Annotated in this window: 15 protein-coding genes; 11 read left to right on the forward strand and 4 right to left on the reverse strand. The window is 64.1% G+C overall.

Annotation, left to right across the window (positions count from 1 at the left end):
* The first annotated feature begins 5 nt into the window (after nucleotides 1-5).
* From HG549_RS15165 to HG549_RS15180, 4 genes are read left to right on the forward strand one after another with little or no spacing between them, the layout of a single operon-like run.
* Complete coding sequence (locus tag HG549_RS15165) at nucleotides 6-296, forward strand: (2Fe-2S)-binding protein (protein ID WP_170030321.1); 291 nt, start codon at nucleotides 6-8, stop codon at nucleotides 294-296.
* Nucleotides 293-1651 carry an NAD(P)/FAD-dependent oxidoreductase gene (locus tag HG549_RS15170; protein ID WP_170030322.1) on the forward strand — a complete coding sequence of 453 codons (1359 nt, stop codon included), beginning with the start codon at nucleotides 293-295 and terminating at the stop codon, nucleotides 1649-1651. Before HG549_RS15165 ends, HG549_RS15170 begins: the two co-directional genes overlap by 4 nt.
* Nucleotides 1648-2784 carry an FAD-binding oxidoreductase gene (locus HG549_RS15175; protein WP_170030323.1) on the forward strand — a complete coding sequence of 379 codons (1137 nt, stop codon included), beginning with the start codon at nucleotides 1648-1650 and terminating at the stop codon, nucleotides 2782-2784. Before HG549_RS15170 ends, HG549_RS15175 begins: the two co-directional genes overlap by 4 nt.
* Nucleotides 2781-3824, forward strand: a complete 1044-nt coding sequence (locus HG549_RS15180; RefSeq protein WP_170030324.1) for an ABC transporter substrate-binding protein — start codon at nucleotides 2781-2783, stop codon at nucleotides 3822-3824. The genes HG549_RS15175 and HG549_RS15180 overlap by 4 nt, the downstream gene beginning before the upstream one ends.
* Before the next feature lie 74 nt (nucleotides 3825-3898).
* Here the strand turns inward: HG549_RS15180 and HG549_RS15185 are convergent, their stop codons facing one another.
* Entirely contained in the window at nucleotides 3899-4669 is a 771-nt protein-coding gene (locus HG549_RS15185) for an IclR family transcriptional regulator C-terminal domain-containing protein (protein ID WP_170030325.1), read from the reverse strand.
* Between the two features lie 150 nt (nucleotides 4670-4819).
* Here HG549_RS15185 and HG549_RS15190 point away from each other — a divergent pair, with 150 nt between their 5' ends.
* The 4 genes from HG549_RS15190 to HG549_RS15205 are packed head-to-tail and all read left to right on the forward strand — an operon-like array spanning nucleotide 4820 to nucleotide 9403.
* Complete coding sequence (locus HG549_RS15190) at nucleotides 4820-5629, forward strand: shikimate dehydrogenase (RefSeq protein WP_170030326.1); 810 nt, start codon at nucleotides 4820-4822, stop codon at nucleotides 5627-5629.
* Between the two features lie 3 nt (nucleotides 5630-5632).
* Nucleotides 5633-7366, forward strand: a complete 1734-nt coding sequence (locus tag HG549_RS15195) for an FAD-dependent oxidoreductase (protein ID WP_170030327.1) — start codon at nucleotides 5633-5635, stop codon at nucleotides 7364-7366.
* Complete coding sequence (locus HG549_RS15200; RefSeq protein WP_170030328.1) at nucleotides 7351-7671, forward strand: NIPSNAP family protein; 321 nt, start codon at nucleotides 7351-7353, stop codon at nucleotides 7669-7671. The genes HG549_RS15195 and HG549_RS15200 overlap by 16 nt, the downstream gene beginning before the upstream one ends.
* A gap of 31 nt (nucleotides 7672-7702) precedes the next feature.
* Nucleotides 7703-9403 carry an FAD-dependent oxidoreductase gene (locus tag HG549_RS15205; RefSeq protein ID WP_170030329.1) on the forward strand — a complete coding sequence of 567 codons (1701 nt, stop codon included), beginning with the start codon at nucleotides 7703-7705 and terminating at the stop codon, nucleotides 9401-9403.
* Nucleotide 9404: 1 nt separating this feature from the next.
* On the opposite strand, the gene tssM is transcribed toward HG549_RS15205, so the two are convergent.
* From tssM to vasI, 3 genes are read right to left on the reverse strand one after another with little or no spacing between them, the layout of a single operon-like run.
* Nucleotides 9405-13025, reverse strand: coding sequence for a type VI secretion system membrane subunit TssM (gene tssM, locus HG549_RS15210; protein ID WP_170034194.1), 3621 nt, complete (start codon nucleotides 13023-13025; stop codon nucleotides 9405-9407).
* Nucleotides 13022-14488, reverse strand: coding sequence for a type VI secretion system protein TssA (tssA, locus tag HG549_RS15215; protein WP_170030330.1), 1467 nt, complete (start codon nucleotides 14486-14488; stop codon nucleotides 13022-13024). The genes tssM and tssA overlap by 4 nt, the downstream gene beginning before the upstream one ends.
* Nucleotides 14476-15096 carry a type VI secretion system-associated protein VasI gene (vasI, locus tag HG549_RS15220; RefSeq protein ID WP_256665905.1) on the reverse strand — a complete coding sequence of 207 codons (621 nt, stop codon included), beginning with the start codon at nucleotides 15094-15096 and terminating at the stop codon, nucleotides 14476-14478. Before vasI ends, tssA begins: the two co-directional genes overlap by 13 nt.
* A gap of 362 nt (nucleotides 15097-15458) precedes the next feature.
* On the opposite strand from vasI, the gene tssB reads away from it, so the two are divergent.
* Genes tssB through tssE form a run of 3 tightly spaced genes read left to right on the forward strand, consistent with a single transcriptional unit; the run spans nucleotide 15459 to nucleotide 17876 of the window.
* The gene (gene tssB / locus HG549_RS15225) at nucleotides 15459-15962 is read left to right on the forward strand and encodes a type VI secretion system contractile sheath small subunit (protein WP_170030332.1); all 504 of its coding nucleotides are present in this window, start codon (nucleotides 15459-15461) and stop codon (nucleotides 15960-15962) included.
* Between the two features lie 16 nt (nucleotides 15963-15978).
* Nucleotides 15979-17469 carry a type VI secretion system contractile sheath large subunit gene (tssC, locus tag HG549_RS15230; RefSeq protein ID WP_170030333.1) on the forward strand — a complete coding sequence of 497 codons (1491 nt, stop codon included), beginning with the start codon at nucleotides 15979-15981 and terminating at the stop codon, nucleotides 17467-17469.
* Complete coding sequence (gene tssE, locus HG549_RS15235) at nucleotides 17466-17876, forward strand: type VI secretion system baseplate subunit TssE (RefSeq protein ID WP_170030334.1); 411 nt, start codon at nucleotides 17466-17468, stop codon at nucleotides 17874-17876. Before tssC ends, tssE begins: the two co-directional genes overlap by 4 nt.
* Nucleotides 17877-17878 lie beyond the last annotated feature (2 nt).

Below are 17878 nucleotides of genomic sequence, written 5' to 3' on the forward strand. Positions count from 1 at the left end.
CCCCTATGCCGCTGTTCAAGCGCGTGGCCGAACACGACCGCGAGCCACTGCCGTTCCTGCTCGACGGCCAACCGGCCAGGGGCATGCGTGGCGACACCCTGCTGACCGCCATCCTGACCAATGCCGGGCACCTGCGCGGCAGCGACTTCAGCGCCGAGCCACGCGCCGGCTTCTGCCTGATGGGTGCCTGCCAGGATTGCTGGGTGCGCCTGCAGGATGGCCGCCGGGTGCGGGCCTGCTCGACCTTTCTCGAGCCCGGCCAGTGCGTGACCCGCGATCCGGGGCGCCAGGCATGAGTGCAATCGTGATCATCGGTGCCGGCCCGGCGGGCATCCGCGCCGCCCAGACCCTGGTAGCGCATGGCCTGCGCCCGGTGCTGCTGGACGAAGCCAGCCGCGGCGGCGGGCAGATCTACCGCCAGCAACCGGCCAACTTCCAGCGCCCGGGCAAAGCCTTGTATGGCTTCGAGGCGGGCAAGGCCCAGGCCCTGCACAGCACGCTCGAGCAGTTACGTGAACACATCGACTACCGCCCGGAAACCCTGGTATGGAATGCCGAACGGCAGGTGCTCGACACCTTGCAGCAGGGCCAACTGGCCGACCGCCTGGCATTCGACCGGGTGATCGTCGCTACCGGGGCCACCGACCGGGTGTTGCCGATACCGGGCTGGACCCTGCCCGGGGTCTATACCTTGGGCGCGGCGCAGATCGCCCTGAAGTTCCAGGGCTGCGCCATCGGCGACCAGGTGGTGCTGGCCGGCAGCGGGCCGCTGCTGTACCTGGTGGCCTACCAGTACGCCAAGGCCGGCGCCACGGTCAGCGCGGTACTCGATACGTCGCCATTCAGCGCGCAGGCCCGTGCCCTGCCACGCCTGTTGCTGCAGCCGGGCACCTTCGCCAAAGGCCTGTATTACCGCGCCTGGCTGGCCGCCCACGGTGTGCCGGTGCATCAGGCCGTGACCCTGCTGGGCATCGACGGCCAGCAACGCGCCAGCGGCGTGCGTTGGTCACGCAACGGCCAGCACTACCACCTGCCTTGCGACGCCGTGGCCTTCGCCCACTCCCTGCGCAGTGAAACCCAGCTGGCCGACCTGCTGGGTTGTCAGTTCGCCTGGAACGCCCTCAATCGCGCCTGGCTACCCGTGCGCGACGCCCAGGGCCGGGCATCGCGCCCCGGTGTCTACCTGGCCGGCGACGGTGCCGGCATTCTCGGTGCCGACGGCGCCGAGCTAAGCGGTGAGCTGGCCGCCCTCAGCCTGCTGGCCGACCTTGGCCAGCCCGGCAACCCGCAACGCCAGCAGCAGCTGGAAAAGCGCCTGGCCACCCTGCAGCGTTTCCGCCAGGGCCTGGAGCAGGCCTTCCCGTTCCCCGAGCAGTGGGCCCGGCACGCCCCGGACCAGCTCACCGTGTGCCGCTGCGAACAGATCAGCGCCGGCGAGATCCGCGCCACGGTGCGCGCCGGGCACTGGGACATCAACCGGGTCAAGGCCATGTGCCGGGTCGGCATGGGCCGCTGCCAGGGCCGCGTGTGCGGTGCCGCCGCGGCCGAACTGATCGCCTGCGAAAGCGGCCGCCCACTCGACCAGATCGGGCGTTTGCGCGGCCAGGCGCCGGTCAAGCCACTGCCGTTTGGCCTGGAGATAAAGCCATGACGCTGATCGAAGTGGACGCCATCGTCGTCGGCGCCGGCATTGTCGGCAGCAGCGCGGCACTGAACCTGGCCCGTGGTGGCCAGCGGGTGGCGTTGCTCGAACGGGACTTCTGCGGCTCGCATTCCAGCGGGGTGAACTACGGCGGTGTCCGCCGCCAGGGCCGCTCGCTGGCCCAGCTGCCTTTGGCGATGCGCGCCCATGCCATCTGGGGGCGCCTGCACGAGTGGATCGGCATCGATGGCGAATACAGCCGCAGCGGCCACCTGAAACTGGCGCGCAGCGAAACCGACTTCAATGCCCTGAAAGCCTATGCCCGGCATACCCAGGCCTTCGACCTGCGCCTGCAATTGCTGGAACGCCAGGAACTGCGCCGGCGTTTCCCCTGGGTCGGCGACATCGCCGTCGGTGCCTCGTACTGCCCCGAGGATGGCCATGCCAACCCGCGCCTGGTATCACCGGCCTTCGCCCAGGCGGCCCGCGACAGCGGCGCCCGGCTGCACGAGCAGTGCGAGGTGCTGGCGGTAGAGCACGACGGCCAACGCTTCCATGTGCGCACCAGCACCGGCCAATGCTTCAAGGCGCCCTGGCTGCTGAATTGCGCCGGTGCCTGGTCGGCACGCCTGGCCGAGCAGTTCGGCGAACCGGTGCCGCTGAGCGCGGCCCACCCGGCCATGCTGGTCACCGAGCCGCTACCGCTGTTCATGACCGCCAGCACCGGGGTCGAAGGCGGCGGTATCTATGCCCGCCAGGTGGCCCGGGGCAATTGTGTGCTCGGCGGCGGTCGCGGCTTTGCCTTGACCCCGACCACCTCACGCCCGGGCCAGGCGGCGCTGCTCGACATCCTGCGCAACGCCACCGAGCTGTACCCGGCGCTGGCCGGTGCCCAGGCCATCCGCACCTGGAGCGGCACCGAAGGCTACCTGCCCGATGACGAACCGGTGCTCGGCCCCAGCCTGCGCCAGCCAGGCCTGTTGCACGGCTTCGGCTTTGCCGGCGCAGGTTTCCAGATTGGCCCGGCTGCCGGCGAAGCATTGGCGCAATGCATCCTGCTCGGCGCGCCGGCAATCAGCCTGGCGGCCTTTTCCATCCAGCGTTTTCAGCCCAACCACCACTACAAGGAACACCTGTCATGACGCACAAGCAACGTCTGTTCGCCCTGTTCAGCACCGTGCCCGGCCTGTTCGCCTGCCTGCCCGCCATGGCCCAACCCACGTTGTACCTGGGCATGAACGGCGGCACCATGGAACGGCTGTTCAGCGACAGCATCCTGCCCAGGTTCGAGCAGGCCAACGGGGTAAAGGTGGTGATCGTTCCCGGCACCTCGGCAGACATCCTGGCCAAGGTCCAGGCCACGCCGGACAAGCCGTCGGTGCATGTGATGGTGCTGGACGACGGCATCATGTACCGCGCCATCGGCATGGGCCTGTGCAGCACGCTCAAGCCCAACCCGACGCTGGCGCAGTTGCCGGAAAAAGCCCTGATCAAGGACAAGGCCGCCGCGGTCAGCCTGGGCGTGACCGGGCTTGCCTACAACAGCCGGCTGTTCAAGGAGAAAGGCTGGGCCGCACCCACCTCGTGGAACGACCTGGCCGACCCGCGGTTCAAGGACAAGGTGGTTTTCCAGTCGCTGGCGTCATCCACCTTCGGCCTACACGGTTTCCTGATGTACAACCGCCTGCAGGGCGGCAGCGATACCGATGTCAACCCAGGTTTCACGGCGTGGCAGAAACAGGTTGGCCCGAACGTGCTCGAGTACATCCCCAACTCGGCCAAGCTCTCGGAAATGGTCCAGACCGACGAAGCCGCGCTGTTCCCGCTTACCCCCACCCAGGTGACGGCACTGAAGCTCAAAGGCATCCCGGTCGAATACGCCGCGCCCAAGGAAGGCGCCGTGGTGCTCAACCAGGCAGAATGCGTCACGGCCAACAACGACCAGCCCGAGCTGGCGCAGAAGCTTGCGGAATTCCTGCTCAGCCCCGAGGCGCAGGCGCCGGCCCTGGAGCTCGGTGACCAGATCCCCTCCAACCCCAACACCCCCACCAGCGACAAGACCCGTGGCCAGGTCGAGGCCATGCACAGGTATCTGCAAACCGCCGTGACCATCGACTGGGACCAGGTCAACAGCCAACGCCCGGAATGGAACGCGCGCTGGAATCGCCAGATCGAACGATAGCCAGCCAGGCCCGTCCGGCAGGGTGCTGCACGCCGCAGAGGTCGCTGCAGTACCTGCTGGAACGGGCCTTCAGCTCAACCCAGCACCGGCCGCAACAACGCCTGCGCCTCATACAGCCTGGGCAGGTAGCGCAAGCGCATTTCATCCACACTCAACCGCGAAGCATCGGTGGTAATGGTCAGCGTCGCTTTCAATAGGCCGGCGCGGTCCAGCAGCGGCACACCCAGTACGCGCATGCCGATTTCAAATTCCTGGTCGACGATGCAGAACCCCTGTTCCCGGACTCGCAGCAACTCCGTTTGCAGTTGCCCGCCGTCCGTCTGGGTATAAGGCGTCAATGCCTGTAGCGGGTTGCGCGCAAAGTAATCCGCCCGCGCCTGCTCATCCAGCCAGGCCAGCCAGATCCGCCCGCCAGCCGTGCAATACATCGGCACCCGCGAGCCCGGTCGGATCGACAGCGAGGCCACATGGCTGTAGCGGCTGCGTACCAGGTGAATGATCTCGTCGCCATCACGGGTACCCACCGACACATGCTCCTGGGTCTGCCGCGCCACCTGCTCGACGATCGGCCGCAGCATGCGCGGCAACTGTGCCGAGTCCACATAGGCCTGGCCAATGCGCAAGGCTTTGGGTGTCAGCCAGTACTCGCGGCTATCGGTTTCGGCAAAGCCCTCGTGCACCAGCGTCAGCAAGAACCGTCGGGCGGCACTGGGAGTAAGACCGGACAGCCTGGCCGCCTGCGGCACGCTCAGGCGCGGCTGCTCGGTGCTGAACAGCTGCATCAGGGCCAGGCCTTTCTGCAAACCTGCAATCAGGTCGCGGGGGTGGATCACTGAAGAGTTCATCTATTCGACTCGCAGGCAGGAAAAACAGCAACCAATGCGATAAACGCACCAGCAATGCGATTATCGCATCAGAACGGCGACAAGCGCATTGTTGACTGTTCACCCCTGCCGCACCCTTGCCTCCATAACAACGCCAATAAGGAGGTCAGCATGATTCGTGGTTCCACTGAACTGGTCGCCATCGTCGGTTCGCCCATTGCCCAGGTGAAGTCCCCGCAGAACTTCAACACCTGGTTCACCAACAACCAATGCAACCTCGCCATGCTGCCGATCGACCTGCAGGCAAGCGCGCTCGATGCGTTCATCGGCACCCTGCATGGCTGGCACAACCTGCGCGGTTGCGTGGTCACCGTGCCGTACAAGCAGGCCGTGGCCAGTCGCCTGGACGGCCTGAGCCAACGCGCAGCCGCCTTGGGCTCGGTCAACGTGATTCGCCGCGAGCGTGACGGTCGCCTGCTCGGCGATAACGTCGACGGTGCTGGCTTCCTGGGTGCCGCACGCAAGCATGGCTTCGAACCGGCGGGCAAGCGTGCGTTGGTGATCGGTTGTGGCGGGGTCGGCAGTGCCATCGCCTACGCCCTGGGTGCGGCGGGCATCGCCAGCGTGGCGCTCAGTGACCCCTGCACGGCCCGTATGGGCGCAGTGTGCGAACTACTCGGCCAAGCCTTCCCTGAAGTTGCGATCGCCACCCGGGTCGACGCCCTGGAAGGCTTCGATCTGCTGGTCAACGCCTCCCCCGTCGGCATGGGCGGCAACGCAGCGCTACCGCTGTCGGCCGCCCTGCTCGCCACCTTGCAGCCAGGCACGCTGGTCGCCGACGTGGTCACTTCGCCGGAAATCACGCCGCTGCTGAAACGCGCACGCGAAGTGGGCTGCAAGGTCCAGACCGGACCGGAAATGGCGTTTGCCCAACTCGGCCACCTGGGCGCCTTCATGGGCGTCACACCGCTGGAGATCTGAGCCATGCCCACGCTTGAACACGCGCAGCATCAGTTTGACCTGGTGGTGCTTGGCAGCGGCGCCGCTGGCTTTGCCGCGGCCACCACAGCCGCCTGCCTTGGCCTGAAGGTACTGGTGGTGGAAAAAGCCGCGCAGTTTGGCGGCACCTCGGCCATTTCCGGCGGGGCGGTGTGGCTGTATGGCACCGACCAGGCCCGCGCCGCCGGGGCCGAGGACTCCCCCGAAGCCATTCGCAACTACCTGCGGCATGTGATCGGCGATGGCTACGACCCCGCCCTCGTCGATGCCTTCATCGAACACGGCCAGCGGGCGCTGCGCTGGCTGGAGCAGCACAGCGAATTGCGCTATGCGCTGCGCCCACACTCGCCCGACTACTACCCGGACGCCCCCGGCGCCACCCAGTTCGGCCGGGCGCTGGAGATGGTCGAGTATGATGGCAAGCGCCTTGGCCAGCGCTTCAAGGACCTGCAAATGCCCCCGCCAGGCATGCTGCTGTTCGGCGGCATGATGGTCAACCGCGTGGACATCCAGCACTTCCTCAGCATGCGCCGCTCGCCCCGTTCACTGTGGCACTGCCTGAAGCTGATGGCCCGCTACGCGGCCGACCGCCTGCGCCATCATCGCGGTACGCGGCTTACCACCGGTAATGCCTTGATCGCGCGCCTGGCGACCAGCGCCTTCGAGCATGGCGCCCAGCTGTGGTTGCGCAGCGAGGCCTTGGAACTGATCGTCGAACGCGGCGTCGTCAGTGGCGTGGTGGTTCAACGTGAAGGGCGCGTCGAACGGGTGCGGGCCCGTGGCGGCGTAGTGTGCGCAATGGGCGGGTTCGCTGCCGGCGCGTTGGCCGCCAGCTACCGGCCAACCCAGCACGGGCCGCACCTGAGCATGTCACCGCCCGGCAATGACGGCGCAGCCCTGCGCCTTGCCCAGGCCGTCGCCGCGGCCCGGGGCCAGGGCATGGCGGCCAATTTTTTCTGGGCGCCGGTATCCGAACTGCGCCATGCCAACGGCGAGCGCGAACGCTTTCCGCACCTGGTCACCGACCGCGCCAAACCGGGAGTGATCGCGGTGACAGCGGGCGGACGGCGCTTCGTCAACGAATCCGACTCCTACCACCACTTCGTCCACACCATGTTCGCCAACGGCATCGACAGCTGCTGGCTGGTTTGCGATGCCACGGCGATGAACCGTTACGGCCTTGGCCTGGCGCGGCCCAAGCCAGTGAACAATCAGGCACTGATCGACGCCGGCTACCTGCACCGCGCACCTACCGCGCAAGCCCTGGCCCAGGCCATCGGCGCCGACCCGCAGGTGTTCATGCAGACCCTGGAACAATTCAACGCCGATGCGCGCAATGGCATCGACCGCGCATTCGGCAAAGGCGGCAACAGCTACAACCGCTACATGGGCGACCCGCAGCACACCCCCAACCCGTGCCTGGCGCCACTGGCCAGCCCGCCGTTCTACGCCATCCGCCTGCACACCGGCGACCTTGGTTCGGCCTGCGGCCTGGTGACCAACGCCCAGGCCAACGTGCTGAACCGCGATGGCCAACCAATTGCCGGGCTGTACGCCGTGGGCAACGACATGAACTCGCTGATGAAAGGCACCTACCCAGGCCCCGGCATCACCCTGGGCCCTGCCCTCACCTTTGGCTGGCTCGCTGCCAACCACATCGCCGCGCGCCTGCAGGCGCCGACCACCGCCACGGAGAACCCGGCATGTACTACGAACTGAGAACCTACACCCTCGACCCGCTGAAAATGGCCGACTGGCTGGCCCTTTACCAAAGCCATGCGCTGGAGGTGCAGCGCGAGCACCTCGGCCATCTTGTCGGCTTTTTCACCAGCGAGTTCGGCGAAGCCAACCAGGTGCTGCACATCTGGGGCTATGCCAGCCTCGACGAGCGTATGGCACGCCGCGCCGCCATGGCTGCGGACCCGCGCTGGGCAGAATTTTCACGGCGCAACCGCGAGCTGGGTGCGGTGCTGCGCTTGCAGTCGCGGCTGCTGCGGCCTACCGGCTTTTCACCGCTGCAGTAGCAGCTTCTTCCACCGCCAGGGCGATACCATCATGCAACCCCTCGAATGTGACGTACTGGTCATCGGCTCCGGCGCCTCTGGCCTGGCCGCCGCCGTTACTGCTGCCCATCACGGCCTGCAAGTGATCGTCGCGGAAAAAGCCAGCCAACTGGGCGGCACCAGCGCCTGGTCGGGCGGCTGGCTATGGATACCGCGCAACCCGTTGGCGCTCGCCGAGGGCATCGTCGAGGCCGACGATGCCGCGGAGCGCTACCTGCGTGCACAAACCCATGTCGGCGAGCTGGACCCGCGCCAGCGCGCCTTCCTGCGCCATGGCCCGCAGATGGTAGCGTTCTTCCAGCAGCACACCGCCGTGCAGTTTCAATCCGGCAGCCGCATGCCCGACATGCGCGAAGGTGATGGCAGCGCACGCGGTGGCCGTTCGCTCTGCGCACTGCCCTATGACGGGGGCCTGCTCGGGCCCTGGCTGCACAAGCTGCGGCCACCGCTGGATATCGTCAGCCTGGCCGGCATGGGCATTGCCGGCGGTGCCGACATGGCCGCATTCTTCAACGCCACCCGCTCGCCCACGGCGGCGTTGCATGTGGGCAAGCGCCTGTTGCGCCACGGCCGCGACCTGTTGCTGCACCGTCGCGGCCGGCAACTGGTCAACGGCAACGCCCTGGTGGCCCGCCTGCTGCGCAGCGCGCTGGACCTTGGCGTAACGCTGCTGACCGACAAGCCGGCCAGCCACCTGCTGGGCGAAGGGCGGGTCAGCGGCGCACGCTTTACCGACGGCCAGGCGATCCACGCCCGCCGTGGTGTGGTGCTGGCCTGCGGTGGCTTCCCGCATGACCGTGAACGCATCGCGCAACTGATGCCGCACGCGCCGGACGGCCTTCGGCACTACTCCGCCGCGCCGGTTGAAAACACCGGCGATGGCCTGCGCCTTGGCGAACAGGCGGGTGCGGTGGTTGATACGGCACTGGCCCATGCCGCTGCATGGGCGCCAGTGTCCAGGGTACCGCGTGGCGATGGCCGCTTCAGCCATTTCCCGCACCTGATCGAACGCGGCAAACCCGGCTTCATTGCCGTACGCCGCGATGGCCGGCGGTTTGCCAACGAAGCCGATTGCTACCACGACTTCATGAACGCACTTTTTACCGCCACCCCGGCAGGCGAACCGGTGGAAGCCTGGCTGATCTGCGATCACCGTGCACAGCGCCGTTATGGCCTCGGCTGGGCCAAGCCCTTTCCCTTCCCGACCGGCATTTATCAACGCCGTGGCTACTTGCACACTGGCGCCAGCCTGGCACTCCTGGCCCTGCGTTGCGGGATCGACGCCGCACAGTTGCAGCGCACGGTGGACGCTTTCAACCAGCATGCCGCCGTCGGCGACGACCCAGCCTTCCAACGCGGCGTATCGGCCTACAACCGCGCCCAGGGCGAACCGACGCAAACCCCAAACCCGTCGCTGCGGCCATTGCTGCACGGGCCCTTCCATGCGGTGAAGCTGGTGCCGGGCAGCCTCGGCACCTTCGCCGGGCTGCGTACAGATGCCTCGGCCCGCGTGTTGGATCACGCGGCCCAGCCGCTGCCCGGGCTGTATGCGGTGGGCAACGACATGAGCAGTGTGATGGGCGGGTACTATCCAAGTGGCGGCATCACGCTTGGCCCGGGCATGACCTTTGGTTACCTGGCCGGCAGAGCATTGAGCGGCTTGCCGGCGCAAGAGGATCTGGCCGACAGCTGATTCATAAAGCGTGCGCGTCCAAGACCGTCGCCTGCGCCACATTGACTGGCTGTTGCAACAAACCGCGCGGCAAGTGGAAGCCTTTGAACGGTTGCTGGGTGATGGGGTTGAAGGCTTTTTCCGCGTTCAGCCGATAGCGCATCACGCCATCACCCGTGCGGAAGCTGAGGTCCACGCTGGTGGCGGTACGCCCATTGAGCGCGCCGCGACTGAGCAAGCGGAACATCGACCACGGCCCGCGGTACCCCAAGCTGCTGCTATTGCCGTTTTGCCTGAGCAAGGTCAGGTTGCTGCGCACCTGCTGCCCCAGCGTATTGGGCCAGACGATGCCGGTGATCTGACTCGGACCATGGGTGTAGGCAATCAACTGACCGTCCAGGTCCAGCAGGCTCGTACGCTGGTTCGCGCTCAGCCCCAACGGCTCGATGCTGAACTGCACGCTCAGGTTTCCGCGTTGATCGAAGAAGGTCTCGCGGATGCGGTCTGCCAGCGCCAGCTGTTCGAGCACATCGCCGCGGATCAAGGGCTGCTGGTGTCCGGCTTGCAGGGCTTCCAGGTTGTCCTCGAGGAACAGCTTGAGGTACTGGTCACGGAATTGCTGCAGCCGCCCCTTGGGCCCGAAAAACGCTTCGAAATCCTCCAGGGAAGCATCCGGTGCTCTCACCACGAAGGGGTATCGCCCTGCCAGTCGTTGCTGGAAGAAACTGTAGACGTCAGCATCCCAGCGGCGCTCCAGCTCAAGCAGTGCTTGAATGTTCAGCACCTGCGCAGCCTGCTCCGCGACCTTTCCGAGCTGCTGGTTGAGCGGCTCCGGCAAACCTGCCGCCAACCGCTGCAAGGCGCCGATCGGGTCGTGAGCGGTCATCGAGAAGCGCTGACGCACAGCCTGCAGAGCCGCCTTGCCGCGGTCGGGACTGTCCTGCACCGCCTTGGCATAGGCGTGCACCGCCGCCAGCGCGGCAACGGTTTCTTGGTAGCCGCTCGGCTTGTCACCTGTCGCTTGCAACATGCCACTGAGCCCGGCGAAGGCGCGCTGGATGGCCAAGGTCTGCTGCTGTTCAGGGGAGCGGCCAACTGGTAGCAGGACAGCTGTCTCGCCTGGCACCTCCAGGTCTGCTGGCGACCACAGCGTGGTGTTGTCGTTCACTGTATCCAGCAACCGTTGCAACGGTGCCGCAGGCCCGGTCAATTGTTCGAGGACTGCGACCGCATGGTCCAGATCACGGAAATCCACCAGCGAGAACGCGCTCAGTGCCCGTCGCCAGCTATCAATGTAATCGCTGCTGTACAGGCTGCGCAGGCGAGCAGCAAGCACCTCCTGGTCGGCATCGGAATATTCGATTTGGCCGCGCTCGCCCAGCGCCCATTGGTCGATCATCGCCATCTCAACGAAGCGCTGGCCGAGCGGTGCAACGTACGCCTTGAAACCTTTGGCGGTGAGCATCGACGCAATTACTACGCCAGCCTCCCCGTGCATGACACCGGAAGCCGGCTGATAAACCACATCGAAGGCTGGCCCAACCTGGTGACGCAGGTCCAGGCCCTGGTGCAGCTGTTCGTGAGCGCGCTGCTTGAGGCCCGCATAGACCCGCTCCGGCAGCGGCAATCTGCGCAGGGTCTGCTGTACTTCGGCAACACGTTGCTGGTACTGGGGCAGCTCGGCGTCGGCATAAGCCAAGGCATAGTGCAGATGTCGCATGAGATCGCGTTGCAGCTGCCCCTGGCCCGGGAAGGCTTGCTGCCACTGGCGGGCCATCCAGTCCTCGACCCATTCGGGGCGGCGGTTCTGGCGATCCTCAAGCATTCGGTAAACCCTGAGGGCGGCCATCTGCTGCTCGCTGCCAGGGGGCGCGGCGTCCATCGCATCGACCATACCACTGGCCAATGCCGGCAAGAAGCGTCTGCCGAGCAAGTTCAGATAGGCCTCGTCGACACGAGGACCAATGGCGTGCCCCTGATAGAGGCCCGCATCAGCAACAGCTGGCCAAGCAGTGCGATAGTCACCAAACACCGACACTGCATCACCAAGCTGATCCAACCGCTCCAGCAGGTTGCGCCCTGTCGGATCAAGCTGCTGGTCCAGCTGTCGGTGGCTGTACTCCCTGCTCTTGGCGAGCACACTGGCGGCCTTGGACGCATTGCTATCGAAGTAGCGCTGCCAACTGGCGATTGCGACACAGAGCGCCAGCATGCCTACTGCGCAACCCATCCGGAACAACTGGCGCTTGCTGCGCGCCACCCTGACGTTATCGCCGGCGAGACCGACTTCCCGATAGATGACGCGCCTGAAGGCCTGCTGGATGAAGTAGACCAACGCCTTGCCCTGCGCCTTGCCTTCACGCAAGGGCAGTTGTGTCTTGTAGGGCTGTGCCGCCTCACGGACGAACGCGTTGAGCATATCGCCCTGCTGCACCACCGACGACCAATACAGCCCACGCACCAAGGCGGGCGTGGTAAAGCGGTCACTGCCCAGCGTTTCACGCAGAAACGACAGCAATATCGGCTGCAATCCAACCAGCTGCGCATGCAAGGAGAACAGGCGTGCGCGCGCCGGCGCCCTGTCAAGTCCGTCAAGCTGATCGAACACCTGCTCGAACAGCAACCTGAGCAAACGATCGTAATGGCCACGGCATTCGTCCAGCCAGGCATCGGACGAACCGGCCGCATCCAGTTTGAAGGTGAAGCCCAGCAACTCCTCCCGGCTGGAAGCCGAGAGCCTGCCATAGAGCTGATCGAAGCCATCGAGCAAGTCGAACTTGGACAGCACTACATACAACGGCAGCCGCGCGCCCAGCCGGCCACTGACCTCGTACAGGCGCGCGCGCAGCATACGGGCCAACGCCAGGCGCTGCTCGGAGCTACCATGCAACAGGGCAGGCAGGTCAATGACCAGCACCAGCCCATCCAGCGCCCTCTGACTGCGGTTGTTCAGCAGCCATTCCAGCAGGTGCTCCCACAGCCTGGCCGGGGCTTCAGGTGGCGAGGAAATTTCAGCCTGCTCAGGGCCAGGCAACGAGCCCGCCGCTGCAGCCTGATTGATGAAGACGCCCGGAGGGTCGATGATCACTGCGTCGTTGCTGACCCACCAGCCTACTGGGTAAGCCAGCGCCTGAGCTTGCACGCCACGGGCCTGAGCCCTGTCGATGCGCGTCAGCGAGAAACTCTGGTCGCCACGATCAATGAAACTGCTCTTGCCAGCCTGTACATCACCCAATACCAGATACCATGGCAGCCGGTACAAGGCGCTTCGCCCGCCAGCATTGTCCAGATAGCAGGCAAGCCTCTGGTCCAAGGCGTACTCTTGTGCCTGGACCAGCGCCAGCGTGGGGTCCAGCGCGACAGCCACGGCCTGCTTGCGGGCCGCTTGCAGGCGGCGAACACGTCTGCGCAACACGATAAGCCAGCCCAGTAACGGCACCACCACCAACCCCAGGCTCGCAACAACACGATGTGCGACGTTGGCCAGCGGTTGTTGTTCACGCCACGTCCAATGCGGGCCGAGCCACCAGAGGGCGATCAGCATCAGCACGGCGCCCAGCCCAAGCAGCAAGGGCATCGCCAGGCCGATACGGATAGCAAGGCGCAAGCCCCAGTGTTTCAGTTGTTTGCGTAGTAGGTTCATGTGGGCTCCGAATCTTTGTTCTGAGCTGCCAATGCGATGGATGTCGCGTAGTGCCGGAGCCGCTGGAATACCTCGGGCTCCCACGCATCGGCAGTGGTTTGCTGCATCGTCCGCGCAACGCCGGCGCATAGGTCCCGGGCCAGCCAGGACACGCCGCGCGCTGCCAGCAGATCAGCGGCGATGAGCGTGGTGTGCGAGCGCTCGCGCGGCGAGTTCAGTTCCGCCTGAAGCCCCTGCAACCTCAAGAGCACGGGCTCTACACCCGTGCCGTCAAGTTGGCCCATGAGTTCCTCTCGCAGGCTGCCGAACTCCTGGGAAGCAGCGCCTTGGGCTGATGCACCCTGACAACCGTTCAGCCATGCCAGGGCTTGATCGTCGAGGAACGGCGTGCCATCGCTGAAGCACAATTGCTGCAACGAAGGCAGGCGCTGGACAAAACGCGCGGTCGTACTGCGAATGGCCTCGCTGACCTCGTTCAGCGCCAGCTGAGACGCTACGCTTGCCGCCAGGAAGCTGCCTCGAAACCAATAAGGGGCTGCCGTGAGGCTCTTCTCGATCCGATGCAGTAGCGCGACGTCCACCGAAGTACCCGCTACGAGATTTTCGTAGCCCGCAACCACCTCTGGCGGCACCGCCATCAGGCCAGTGCAGTGCCGCTGCCTGACGGCTGGCGCCGCCTGGATATGCGACCACAGGCCGAAACGACGTAACTGGTAACCGGTCGGATCGTACGGATCCTGTTGATTGATGAGCTCGGCCATGGTCAATACGGCACGCCGTGTTTCCCGCTCGCTGCCAATGGAAACCCGCGACGCTGGCATGGCAATCATGTCTGCCAGTGGCACGGGCTGCCTGCTTGCAGCGGTCGTGGTCGGCGCAACAGCCTCGCCAACACCGTTGGCCAACTCCGTTTGCAGGTGTAACAAGCGTTCCAGTTCGCCCAACCCCGTTGCATCGAGTTGGGCGCCGTCCTGCTGTTGCTTCAGCCGCGTCAGGGCCGCCTGCGCCGCCGCTGCATGGGCAGGGCTGTAGGTGAACAGGTCAAGGCGCGGTAGCGCGTCGATCAAGCGACTGAGTACAAGGCCGACCAGCTTCCGTTTGCCGAGCAAACCTGTAGGTCCCGGCTTTGGATGAGCGCTTTCCCAGTAGCCTTCGACCATGCCGGCCAGCAACGCCAGGGTGTGCCCCCAACGTTGCCAACAACCGCTGCGCAGCCACGCAGCGCCCAGGTTCGCAACGATCCGCATGTGCTTGCACTGTCGGCACAGGTACTGACAGGACGCCTCTTCGATGTAGGCCCAGTCGATTGAAGCCTCCTGCAACCCGCCCAGCTTGACCATCTCCTGGTCTATCGCCTGGTAGGTTTCATCCTCGATATCGAATAACCCAGCCGGGGCAGCTGGCTCGATCGGGGCGAGCAGCCGACTGATCTCATCCGCTGATGTCTGTACTACCACCGGCATGCACTTCGCGCCTGTGCGATCAACGGACCCAGGCCCTGGGCATCGAACACCAGCCCGTCGACCTCGCTGCGATCGCTCGCCACCACTATCCGGTGGGCACCGATCAGTTGCCTGATCTGTTCGATTGCGGGCAAGCCGCGACCGGCGTCGAGTACCTGGCCGTTTTCCATTACCCGCCACGGCGTGTTGCGGGTGGCGCCACCCTCGCTTGTCAGCCTCACGGTCACCCAGCTCGCGTCGATGGGCCGCGTGGTAATCAGCTGCAGCCGCGATATTTTCTGTATGCAGCTGATGGCGAGATAGGGGCGCTCGTTGTTCGAGGCTATGGCAGGCGCCGAGACCACCAGTTCGGATGGTCCTGAGCCGGCTTCACTGCCACTACCGATGCGAAACGTCAGGTCATCTGCCGCTCGCGAAGCCTCGTTTGCCATTACCCGCACCACCGTGGGCGCTTCCTGCTCCTGTGCTGACCACGGTCTGGTTGCCGCATGTGCCGGAGTACCCGCAGCCCGGTCAAAACACGCCAGGCGCGCGATGTCGGAGACTATCCGCGGGCAGTCGCGATCAAGGTCAGCCAACACCGGCTGCAGACAGAACAGCAACGGCACGCATGCGTAACATGCACGGCGGAATATCATTCCAGGTTCACCCGAACGATTGATACATAAGCCCTGCACGGCCATACACACTGTTTTTCTGACAAGTAAATACCCACTTACACCCTCACGTGCTTAACCACTCCAAACGAAACCGGCACGAGCCTAGTACATCGCGTGCCGCGCATACAAAACAAATATTTATTTACATCTTAACCCTCGACCAAGGGGAGTTCTTCCATGCATGGTTTTTATAGGCACGGGGCAAGTAAGGGAGCCAAAAACACCACACATGAAACTTCCTACAAACAGAATCCACAATAAATAAAACAATTCGGAAATATCCTACAACCTGATTAGAGAGCCATGTGCCGATGTCTAAAAACTCGGGATCCGTTGCACCCAAAGAACGTATAAACATCAAGTACGTTTCAGCCACCCGTGATGAACAGGCCGAAGTGGAGCTGCCACACAAGATGCTTGTCCTCGGCGACTTCGGCCTGGATGACAGCCGTGCGCTTGAAGACCGTTCGGTGATGCGCATTGACAAACACACGTTCAACAACGTTTTGCACGACGCCGACGTCAGCCTGGCCATGTCCGTACCCAACCTGCTCAGCACCGCAGCCGACACAGAGCTGGCGGTCGATCTGCAATTCAGGTCCATCAAGGATTTCGGCCCAGACCAGCTTGTCCAGCAGGTACCAGAACTCAATAAGCTGTTGCAGTTGCGCGAAGCATTGGTCGCCTTGAAGGGGCCACTTGGCAACGTGCCAACTTTCCGCAAACACCTGCAACAGCTGCTGAATAACGAGCAAGCGCGCAAACAACTCGCCGAAGAACTCGAATTGGCGCTCGCGGCGCCACGACAAGATTGAGATAACGGAGCGTCCGATGCCAAAACCAAGCAGCACTACCCAAGCAGTTGAAACAACCAGCGAAGCGTTGAGCAACGCTACCCTGCTCGACCAGATCATGGCCGCGACCAAGTTGGTACCCGCGCAAGAGGGCTACCAGGTAGCCCGCCAGGGTGTTTCTGCCTTTATTGCAGAAATCCTGAAAAGTAATGACCCGGACCAACTGATCAACAAACACCGCGTTGATCAGATGATTGCCGAAATTGATCGGGTGCTCAGCAAGCAGATGGACGCCATTCTTCATCAGCCTGCGTTCCAGCAACTGGAGTCGTCCTGGCGCAGCCTCAAACTTTTGGTCGAGCGCACGGACTTCCGCGAAAATATAAAGCTCGAAGTCTTGCATGTCAGCAAGCATGACCTGCTCGAGGATTTCGAAAATGCTGCCGACATTACCTGCAGCGGCCTGTACAAACACGTTTACACCGCAGGTTATGGCCAGTTTGGTGGCGAGCCCGTGGCGGCCATGGTCGGTAACTATAGCTTCGGGCCCTCCTCTCCCGACATCAAGCTGCTGAGCTACATGGCCTCGGTCGGCGCCATGTCGCACGCGCCTTTCCTGGCCGCGCCATCCCCAGAGTTCTTCAACCTCGGCAGCTTTGAGGATCTGCCCAACCTCAAGGAGATCAAGGACCTTTTTGCCGGCCCGCGCCATGCCAAATGGCGTGCCTTCCGCGAAAGCGAAGACTCCCGCCACGTCGCGCTGACCGGCCCGCGCTTCATGCTGCGCTCCGCCTACCACCCCACGGAACAGTCGATTGAAAGTTTCAACTACGAAGAAGACATTGCCGGGTGCCATGACAACTACTTGTGGGGTAACTCCGCCTTCCTGCTAGCCAGCTGCATCAACGACAGTTTCGCGCGCTACCGCTGGTGCCCGAACATCATCGGCCCGCAGTCGGGCGGCGCCGTCGAGGGCCTGCCAGTGCACCTGTACGAGGCCATGGGCCAGTTGCAGGCGAAGATTCCTACCGAAGTGCTGATTTCCGATCGAAAGGAATTCGAACTCGCCGAAGAGGGTTTCATCGCCCTGACCATGCGCAAAGACAGTGACAATGCCGCGTTCTTCTCGGCCAACTCGGTACAGAAACCCAAGAACTTCCCAAAGACGCCCGAAGGGCTGCAAGCCCAGACCAACTACAAGCTCGGTACGCAGCTGCCCTATCTGTTCATCGTCAACCGGCTGGCCCATTACATCAAGGTGCTGCAGCGCGAGCAGATCGGCAGCTGGAAGGAGCGACGCGATCTCGAAGCCGAACTCAACAAGTGGATCAAGCAGTACGTTGCCGACCAGGAGAACCCCTCAGCGGATGTCCGCAGCCGCCGTCCACTGCGTGCTGCCCGGGTTGAAGTCTCGGACGTTGCCGGCGATCCGGGCTGGTACCAGGTTTCGCTCGCCGTGCGCCCTCACTTCAAGTACATGGGCGCGAATTTCGAGATCTCGCTGGTCGGACGGCTCGACACCCAATGACTGGCTTTTTTGACCGTTTGACGGCTGATCAATCCACTTTCAGCGGGCACTCCCGGCAGGAAAACGCCTTTGACAAGATCGCCGCCATCAAGCGCCATCTCGAAACACTGCTCAACGCCCGACAAGGTTGCTCACAGAGCAGCCCTGAGCTGGGCCTGCGAGACTTCAATGGACACGATGCGAGCAGCGGCGACCTGCTGGAACAAGTGAGCCTTGATATCCGCCGCACCATCCGACGCTTTGAACCACGCATACAAGTCTGTGCGCTTAAAGCCGTGCCCGATTATTACACCCCGCTGGAGCTGCATTTCCGGCTGGACTGCCAGGTACAGGTCAATGACCAGGCAGAGCAGTTGCAACTGGAACTGCTGGTCAACGGGCACAACCGCTTCACCCGAGTGAGGTAACC

Origin of the sequence: Pseudomonas sp. SK (assembly GCF_012975065.1) — a bacterium.
Lineage (GTDB): Bacteria > Pseudomonadota > Gammaproteobacteria > Pseudomonadales > Pseudomonadaceae > Aquipseudomonas > Aquipseudomonas anuradhapurensis.